General features: G+C 55.6%; 1 protein-coding gene. It reads right to left on the bottom strand.

From position 1 onward, the window contains the following. The coding region (locus Q4563_RS22115) for an SDR family oxidoreductase (RefSeq protein ID WP_303606068.1) at positions 1-241 on the bottom strand (241 nt) is incomplete at both ends.

Raw genomic sequence — 241 nt, 5'->3', positions numbered from 1 at the left:
ACCCGCACCTGTCCCGCCAGTCGCTGCGCCATACTAAGCGCCCAGTTTTGTAACCCGGCTTTACTGGCACAATAAGCACTGAAACGCTGGTTCGGAATATCGGCATAAATATCAGCCAGCACCACCATAGCCGCCCCGGTATTCCAGCGCTGCTCCAGAGCCTGGGTAATCAAGGCAGGAGCCATCACATGGACATTCAAATGGTCTGTCAGATGCGCCGCCTGCTCAGCCAGAGAAATAC

This window comes from Gilvimarinus sp. 1_MG-2023 (assembly GCF_030548285.1).
This window is presented reverse-complemented; position numbering and strand designations above follow the sequence as displayed.